Below are 7217 nucleotides of genomic sequence, written 5' to 3'. Positions count from 1 at the left end.
CTGCGCGGGCTGCACGCGGCGCTGCTCGGCGGCGCGCCGGCCCTGCGGCACGACGAGCTGCTGACCGCGGCCGTCGGGACGCTGGTCGACCGGGCCGCCACGCGGCGGCTGCGGGCGGCGCCCGTCGGCGGCTTCGTCGAGCGGGCGCGGCGGCGCCTTGAGGAGTGCTACACCGACGACATCGGCGCCGACGCGCTGGCGGAGGCGGCGGGGTGCAGCCGGTTCGCGCTGTACCGGGGGTTCCGGCGGGAGTACGGGATGGCGCCGAGCGACTACCAGCGCCAGCTCCGCCTGCGCGCCGCGCGCCGCCTGCTCGCCGGGGGCGACGCGATCGGGGACGTGGCGGCCCGCACCGGTTTCGCCGACCAGAGCCATCTGACGCGCTGGTTCGTCCGCTGCTACGGCATGACCCCCGGCGGCTACCGCGATGCTTGTACGGGTTAGGGGAGAATGCCGCCCATGAGAAGGGCGAGCGGGGCGATGTTCGGGCTGGCGTACGGGGACGCGCTGGGCGCGCCGACGGAGTTCCTCACGATGAAGCAGATCCACCGGCGGTTCGGCGAGCACGGCCCCGCGCGGCTCGACGGCGACCCGGCGCTCGTCACCGACGACACCCAGATGGCGATCGCGGTCGGGCTCGGGCTGCTGGACGCCCTGGCGAACCCTCCGTTCACCCCCGATCTGATCACGCCGATGTGGCGGCGGCGCTTCGTCGACTGGCTGAACAGCCCGGACAACAACCGCGCGCCCGGGAACACCTGTCTGCGCGCGTGCGAGAACCTGGCCGCCGGGAAGCCCTGGACGGAGGCCACCGTGGCGGGTTCCAAGGGGTGCGGCGCCAACATGCGCGTCGCGCCGGTCGGCCTCGCCCCGGGGCTGTCGGACGAGACGCGGGCCGGGGCGTCGCAGCTCCAGGCGGCCCTCACCCACGGGCATCCGACCGGGCTCGCGGCGAGCGAGCTGACGGCGTTCGCCGTCCGGTGGCTGGCCGACGGCATGGCCCCGTCCGACCTGCCCGCCGCGCTGCGGGCCCGCTGCCGCGACCAGCGCGGCGTCTACCACGAGCGCTGGCTCGGCACCCTGTGGCAGCAGCCCGGCGTCGACACCCCGGAGGCGTTCATCGCCCGGGGCTGGGACGAGTGCCTGGACGTCCTCGACCGCCTGGACGAGGCCGTCGCGCGCGGGGACCGGACGTCCGACCCGTGCGGGGCCACGGGCGCGGGCTGGGTCGCCGAGGAGGCGCTCGCCACCGGTCTGCTGTGCTTCCTGCTCTTCCCGGACGAGCCGGTCAGGGCGATCTGGCGCGGCGCGGCCAGCTCGGGCGACTCGGACTCGATCGCGTGCCTGGCCGGGGCGTTCGCGGGCGCGCACCTCGGCATGGACGCCTGGCCGGGCGAGTGGTCCGCCCGCATCGAGTACGCCGCCGACCTCGCGAGGCTCGGCGAGGCCTGGGACTGATCCCGCGAGAGCACCGCTCTTGACTCTCGGTCGCCCTATAGCTAATATCCTTAGCCATAGAGCTACAGCGATTCAAGGAGTGCGCGATGAGCGAGACCCGGTTCCTCGACCTTCCCGGCGGCCGGCTGGCCTACGACGACAGCGGCGACGGCCCGCTCATCGTGTGCCTCCCCTCGATGCTCGACCTGCGGTCGCAGTACCGGTTCCTCCGGCCGCTGCTCCTGGACGCCGGGTACCGCGTCGTGACCGTCGACCAGCGCGGGATGGGCGAGACCAGCACGCGCTGGCCCGAGTACGGGAGCACGCCGCTGGCCCACGACCTGCTGGCCCTGCTCAAGCACCTGGACGCGGGTCCGGCGCTGGTCTACGGCTGCTCCAACGGCGCGGCCGCCGCGGTGTGGGTCGCGGCCGAGGCGCCCGAGCTGGTGAAGGGGCTCGTCCTGGCGGCGCCGTTCGTCCGGGACGGCAAGGGCGGCTTCGCGCAGAAGCTGACCACCGCCCTCATGCGGGTCCCCGGCCTGGCCCTGCCGCTCTACATGTCGTACTACCCCAAGTGGGAGCCGAAGCCCCCGGCCGACTTCGCCGAGCACAAGGCCAAGCTGAAGGCGAACCTCCAGGAGCCGGGCCGCGGCAAGGTCATCGCCGACTATCTGAGCATGTCCCACGCCGAGTCCGAGGCGCGGCTCGACCGGGTGCAGGCGCCCGCGCTCGTCATCATGGGCACGGGCGACATCGACTGGCCCGACCCGGCCGCCGAGGCCGAGTGGGTCGGCCGGCGGCTGGACGGCGAGGTCGTCCTGCTGGACGGCGCCGGCCACCACCCGCACGTGGAGTTCCCCGAGAAGGTCGCCGAGGCCGTCACGGCCTTCCAGCGCTCCCTCTAGGACGCCGACCAGCCCGTCCAGGCCTCGATGGTGACGGCGATGACCGGACCCTCCGGCGGACGCTCGCGGTACTGGGGGTAGCGGTCCGCCAGGAGCCGCACGGGTTCGGCCATGCGGGCGGGGTCGTCGACGACGGCCGCGTGACCGTCCACGCGGACCCACCAGAGGCGGTCCCAGTCGTCCTCGTAGTGGTCGGCCAGGAGCGCGACGCGGGGATTGGCCCGGATGTCGGCGAGGCGCCGCAGCTCCCGGGTGCTCTTGGGCTTGTGGTCGACGGCCGTGTAGACGGCGCCCCGGTGGACGGCGAACGTCACGGGGACGAGGTGCGGCCGGGTGTCCTCCCCCACGGTCGCGAGGCGCGCGACCGGCACGGTGGTCAGCAGGCGGCGCGCCTCGTCCGGCGCAAGCTTCGGCACCCCCTCAGACTGCCATGCCGCTCCCATGCCGCTCCCCCGCGCGGGGTAGGGCGTTCGGCCCCCGGTGGGAGGCGCGAGGACGGGGGCGCGGAGAGGCTCGTCCCATGGATTCGGTCGGGAGGCTGTGGCCGCGCTGGGCGGGGTACGCGGCCGGGGCATGGTCGGTGGGCGCGGTGGGGCTGGCCCTGTACTGGGCGAGCGGCGGGGAGACCGGATCTCCGCTGGCGGACGCCGATGCGGCGGCCTGGATGATCGCCGCTCTGCTGGGCGTCGGCGGGATCATGGCGGTGTCGAGCGTCCGCGACGTCGGGCGGCAGATGCCGCGGTGGTGGCCGCTCACCGGACTCTGGACGGCGTGCGTGCTGGCGGGGGCCGGAACGTTCGGCTTCGTGATGAACGCGCTGCAACTCGTCTTCGACGGGACGGTCGACGACTGGCCGAGGTTCGCCGTCGAGTCCCTGTGCGCGGTGGGCGCGGCCCTTCTCGCGGGGACGGCCCTGGCCTACCAGCGCGGCACGGCGGGAAGGTGCGCGCGGTGCGGCCGGGAGCACACCGGGACGGGGACCGCGAAGGCTCCGCCGCCCGTGTCGCCCGCGCCGCGCGCGGTGCGGTGGGCCGCGTACGGCGGGGCTCTCGGCTTCGCGCCTTACGTCGCCATGAAGACGACGTGGGCGTTCGGGGGTTCCTTCGCGGGGATCGAGGGCGAGCAGGTCGTGGCCGAGTTCGAGCGCAACGGCGCGTCCGGGCTGGTCCTCACGCTGGAAAGGTACGGGCTGGACTTCACCACCCTGTCGGCGCTCGCCGGAGTCTTCCTGCTCATGGGGCTCACGCACGCATGGGGGCAGGTCTTCCCGCACTGGGTTCCGCCGCTTGCCGGGCGAAGGGTGCCGCGCTGGCTGCCGCTCGCCCCGGCCTGGCTCGGCGCTCTGACGCTCGGGCCCTACGGGGTCGCCGGGACCGTCGCGTACCTGCTGCCGCCCGTCCTCGGGCTGCGCGACCTCCCGCACGACGGGCTCATCAGCGGCTGGTCCGGCTGGACGGTCGCGGCGTGCGGGATCGGGGCGTTCGCCGCCTACGGCGTGGCGCTGGGCGCGGCCGCGTGGTCGTACCAGCGGCGGACCCGGCCGCTGTGCGTCAGTCCTGGAAGTCCGGGGGGCGGTGCTCCCTCCGCGCCTTGATCGCCTCTTCGAAGTTGTGGGTGGTGAGGCGGACGTACAGCTGGGCGAGCCCCTCCTGGCCCATGTGGGCGTCCAGGCTGGCGGCGTCCAGGCTCGACCACAGCATCCGCTTCGTCAGCTCGGTGCCGGGGCGGCTGAACCCGGCGATCCGCTCGGCCAGCTCGTAGCAGGCGTCGAGGAGCTTGTCGCCGGGGACGACGCGGGACAGCAGGCCGATCCGCTCGGCCTCGGCGGCCTCCACGTCGCGACCGGACAGCATCAGCTCGAACGCCCGGGACGCACCGATCGCGCGCGGCAGCAGGTAGCTGAGGCCGAGCTCGCTCGCGGTCAGCCCGTTGTTGATCCCGGCCGCGCGGAACAGGGCCGTCTCCGCGCCCAGCCTGATGTCGGCGGCGAGCGACAGGCACAGGCCGCCGCCGATCGCCGGGCCGTTGACCGCCGCGATGACCGGCTGGTGGACGCGCCGCATCGCCCGCACCACGTCGTCCAGCAGTTCCATCGAGCGCAGCGCGATGGTCGGGAGCGTCAGCCCGTCGATGCCCGGGATGTTCCCCGGGTTCTCCAGGTCGGCCCCCGAGCAGAATCCCCGGCCGGCGCCGGTGATGACGACGACGCGGGTCCCGTTGTCGCGGCTGACCTCCTCCAGGGCCTCCCGGAAGGGCACCATCACGTCGAACGCCATCGCGTTCATCCGCTCGGGCCGGTTGAGGGTGATGAGGGTGACGTTCGGGCGCGGCTTGTCGACCAGGACGAAGGGCAAGGCGGGCCTCCCAGAGTGACCTAACAAGCGTTAGGTTACACGCGGGGGAAGTCGGGCGGCGCGAGGCCCCGCTCGACCACCTTCGCCAGCTCCTCCTCCGTCAGGACGCGCGGCTCCCCGATCGTCTTCGCGCGGACGTACACCCCGCACAGCCACTCCAGGAGGCGCGCGTTCTCGTACGCCTCCTCCAGGTCGCGGCCGATCGTGACGCCCCCGTGGTTGGCCATCAGCGCGGCGCGCTTGCCGCCCGCCATGGCCGTCCGGACGTTCTCGGCGAGTTCGGGCGTCCCGTAGGTGGCGTACTCGGCGACCTTCACCACGCCGCCGAGCAGGAGCGTGTTGTAGTGGATCGGCGGCAGCTCGCTCATGGTCGTCGCCACGACGGCGCCGTAGGTGGAGTGCGTGTGCACGATGGCGGAGGCCGGGGTCGCCTCGTAGAGGGCGAGGTGCATCGGGGTCTCGGACGAGGGCGCCTTGTCCCCCTCGACCCACCGGCCGGCGATGTCCACGACCGGGCAGTCGGCCGGCTCCATCCGGTCGAGCATCATCCCGCCCGGCGTGACCGCGACCAGGTCGCCGGACCGGACGCTGACGTTGCCGGACGCGCCCGTCACCAGCCCGGTCGCGGCCAGCCGCCGGCCGACCCCGCACAACGCGTCCCGCTCGTCCCTCAGCAACATGCGAATACCTCTCACATTCCGTGGCCTGCACCGCGTACGCTACGGCCCAGACGATCACTAAGGGGCCGGACATGACCGTCGTCACTCTCGGCGCGCACATCCTGGACGTGCTCGCCCGCCCGGTGGAGGGCATCCCGGACGGCCAGGGCACCGTCGTCGTCGAGCGGATCCGGGTGACCGCGGCGGGCGCCGCCGCCGGGACCGCCGTCGCCCTGGCCCGCCTCGGCAACGAGGTCGTCTCGGTCGGCGCGATCGGCGCCGACGACCTCGGCGACCTGCTGGTCACGATCATGGCGCGCGAGGGCGTGGACGTGCGCGGGCTCGTCCGGCGGACGGCCGAGCAGACCAGCGCGTCGATCCTGCCGATCCGGCCGGACGGCGGGCGCCCGAGCTTCCACGTCCCCGGCGCGAACCTGACCCTCGCCCCGGACGCGGTCGGGCCGGGCCTGCTGGAGGCGGCGAGCGCGGTGCACCTCGGCGGCCCCGACGTCACGTTCGGCCTCAACGACCCGGCCTTCCTCGCCGTGCTCGACGCCGCACGCGAGGCCGGCGCCGTCGTGACGATGGACCTGCTGTCCACCATGCCCGACCTGCTGGACGGCGCCGCCGCCTTCCTGCCCCACGTCGACCACTTCCTGCCGAACGAGGAGCAGGCCGCCCTCATGACCGGCGAGGACGACCCGGAGAAGGCCGCCGCCGCGCTGCTCGCGCGGGGGCCCCGCACGGTCGTCGTCACGCTCGGCGGGGAGGGCAGCCTCGTCGCCACCGCCGAGGGCGCGCACCGGCTGCCGGCGCTGCCCGTCGAGGTCGTCGACACGACCGGCTGCGGCGACGCCTACTGCGCGGGGTTCATCACCGGCCTGACGCACGGGAAGGACGTGCTGGAGGCCGCGCGCTGGGGCACCGCCGCGGCGGCCACCGTCGCCCAGGGGCTCGGCTCCGACGCCGGCCTCACCGACCTGGACGCGGTCCTCGCCCTGCTGGACTGACCTCGCCCCGCCGGACCGGCACGGGCCGGAACGACGCGGGAGCTCAGAGCGGGGACGCGCCGCGAACCCGGTGCAGGACGGCGTTGGCGGCCCCGGCGAGCTGCTCCAGCCGGAACACCTCCGTCCGGTGGAACGGCGGCGCGCCCGTCCGCGCGACCACCAGCGCGACCCCGCCCGCCGCGAGCGGGCAGACCGCGAAACGCGTGCCGTCCGGCGCCGTGAACGCCCGCGGCCTCAGCGGCCGCAGGTCCGGCAGGACCGTCCCCGGCTCGCCGCCCGCGCTGGCGTGCACGAGGACCGCCTCGTCCTCCCCCTTCAGCTCGGCGAGGCCCGCCCAGTCGGCGCTCAGGACGGCCGGGACGGCGTCGGCGAGGATCTCCAGGCCGCGCTCCGGGACGGCCGCGACCTGGCCGATCACGGCCGCGTCGGGATGGGCGCCCTGCGGCTCGGCCGTCGGCCAGATCCCGACGACCTCCACGCCCGGCACCGAGCCGAGGCCCCCGGTCAGCCGCTCGGAGTCGGCCCCCGCGGGCCACGCGACGGTGAAGTCGTCCATCGCCCGCCCGTTGTCGCGTTCCAGGACCGTCATCTGCACCACGTCCGCGCCCGCCGCGCCGAGGGTCCGCGCGACCTGCCCCAGCGAACCGGGGCGGTCCGGCAGGCGCACCCTTATTCGCAGCAACATCGCCACCTCCAGTCTCCGTGCGAGGTCCCAGCTTCGGCGACACCCGTTTCCCCTGTGTTACCCAGACGTGTCATCCCAAGAAAACGGCACGGAAAGTCGGTGCTGGAACGGCGGGCACGGGTCAAACTAGAGTCCGGTGGAGGTCATCGGTTGGCCTGACGTCTCCT

The 7217-nt window shown here is 74.4% G+C and carries 9 protein-coding genes; 5 read left to right on the top strand and 4 right to left on the bottom strand.

Annotation, left to right across the window (positions count from 1 at the left end; translation table 11 throughout):
• The 3 genes from ABD944_RS29625 to ABD944_RS29615 form a co-directional block, all read left to right on the top strand.
• Positions 1 to 444 (top strand): helix-turn-helix transcriptional regulator (locus tag ABD944_RS29625; RefSeq protein WP_345182398.1); only part of this gene is annotated, 444 nt, incomplete at its 5' end.
• Positions 445 to 459: 15 nt separating this feature from the next.
• Positions 460 to 1458 carry an ADP-ribosylglycohydrolase family protein gene (locus tag ABD944_RS29620; RefSeq protein WP_345182396.1) on the top strand — a complete coding sequence of 333 codons (999 nt, stop codon included), beginning with the start codon at positions 460 to 462 and terminating at the stop codon, positions 1456 to 1458.
• An 86-nt stretch (positions 1459 to 1544) separates the two neighbouring features.
• On the top strand, positions 1545 to 2342 hold the full coding sequence (locus ABD944_RS29615) for an alpha/beta fold hydrolase (protein ID WP_345182394.1): 798 nt from the start codon (positions 1545 to 1547) through the stop codon (positions 2340 to 2342).
• Here ABD944_RS29615 and ABD944_RS29610 read toward each other — a convergent pair.
• Positions 2339 to 2758, bottom strand: coding sequence for a TIGR03668 family PPOX class F420-dependent oxidoreductase (locus ABD944_RS29610; protein WP_345182392.1), 420 nt, complete (start codon positions 2756 to 2758; stop codon positions 2339 to 2341). The two genes, ABD944_RS29615 and ABD944_RS29610, sit on opposite strands and share 4 nt — an antisense overlap.
• A gap of 104 nt (positions 2759 to 2862) precedes the next feature.
• Here ABD944_RS29610 and ABD944_RS29605 point away from each other — a divergent pair, with 104 nt between their 5' ends.
• Positions 2863 to 3936: a hypothetical protein gene (locus ABD944_RS29605; RefSeq protein ID WP_345182390.1), complete on the top strand. Its 1074-nt coding sequence runs from the start codon at positions 2863 to 2865 to the stop codon at positions 3934 to 3936.
• Here the strand turns inward: ABD944_RS29605 and ABD944_RS29600 are convergent.
• Together ABD944_RS29600 and ABD944_RS29595 are read right to left on the bottom strand one after the other, a co-directional pair.
• Positions 3893 to 4696: an enoyl-CoA hydratase gene (locus ABD944_RS29600; protein WP_345182388.1), complete on the bottom strand. Its 804-nt coding sequence runs from the start codon at positions 4694 to 4696 to the stop codon at positions 3893 to 3895. The genes ABD944_RS29605 and ABD944_RS29600 overlap by 44 nt on opposite strands.
• Positions 4697 to 4731: 35 nt before the next feature.
• The gene (locus ABD944_RS29595; RefSeq protein ID WP_345182386.1) at positions 4732 to 5376 is read right to left on the bottom strand and encodes a class II aldolase/adducin family protein; all 645 of its coding nucleotides are present in this window, start codon (positions 5374 to 5376) and stop codon (positions 4732 to 4734) included.
• A gap of 71 nt (positions 5377 to 5447) precedes the next feature.
• Between ABD944_RS29595 and ABD944_RS29590 the strand changes: the two genes are divergently transcribed.
• Positions 5448 to 6365: a carbohydrate kinase family protein gene (locus ABD944_RS29590; RefSeq protein ID WP_345182384.1), complete on the top strand. Its 918-nt coding sequence runs from the start codon at positions 5448 to 5450 to the stop codon at positions 6363 to 6365.
• Positions 6366 to 6408: 43 nt separating this feature from the next.
• On the opposite strand, the gene ABD944_RS29585 is transcribed toward ABD944_RS29590, so the two are convergent.
• A complete protein-coding gene (locus ABD944_RS29585) occupies positions 6409 to 7050 on the bottom strand; it encodes an ACT domain-containing protein (protein WP_345182382.1) in 642 nt (213 codons plus the stop codon).
• Positions 7051 to 7217 lie beyond the last annotated feature (167 nt).

The sequence above is a fragment of the Actinomadura verrucosospora genome (assembly GCF_039540335.1).
GTDB classification, from domain to species: Bacteria; Actinomycetota; Actinomycetes; order Streptosporangiales; family Streptosporangiaceae; genus Spirillospora; species Spirillospora verrucosospora.
This window is presented reverse-complemented; position numbering and strand designations above follow the sequence as displayed.

What these genes read in the sequence shown, in the direction of transcription:
- ABD944_RS29620 (WP_345182396.1), top strand. Translation starts at nt 460, where the DNA reads ATGAGAAGGGCGAGCGGGGCGATGTTCGGGCTGGCGTACGGGGACGCG.
- ABD944_RS29615 (WP_345182394.1), top strand. Translation starts at nt 1,545, where the DNA reads ATGAGCGAGACCCGGTTCCTCGACCTTCCCGGCGGCCGGCTGGCCTAC.
- ABD944_RS29605 (WP_345182390.1), top strand. Translation starts at nt 2,863, where the DNA reads ATGGATTCGGTCGGGAGGCTGTGGCCGCGCTGGGCGGGGTACGCGGCC.
- ABD944_RS29595 (WP_345182386.1), bottom strand. Translation starts at nt 5,376, where the DNA reads ATGTTGCTGAGGGACGAGCGGGACGCGTTGTGCGGGGTCGGCCGGCGG.
- ABD944_RS29590 (WP_345182384.1), top strand. Translation starts at nt 5,448, where the DNA reads ATGACCGTCGTCACTCTCGGCGCGCACATCCTGGACGTGCTCGCCCGC.
- ABD944_RS29585 (WP_345182382.1), bottom strand. Translation starts at nt 7,050, where the DNA reads ATGTTGCTGCGAATAAGGGTGCGCCTGCCGGACCGCCCCGGTTCGCTG.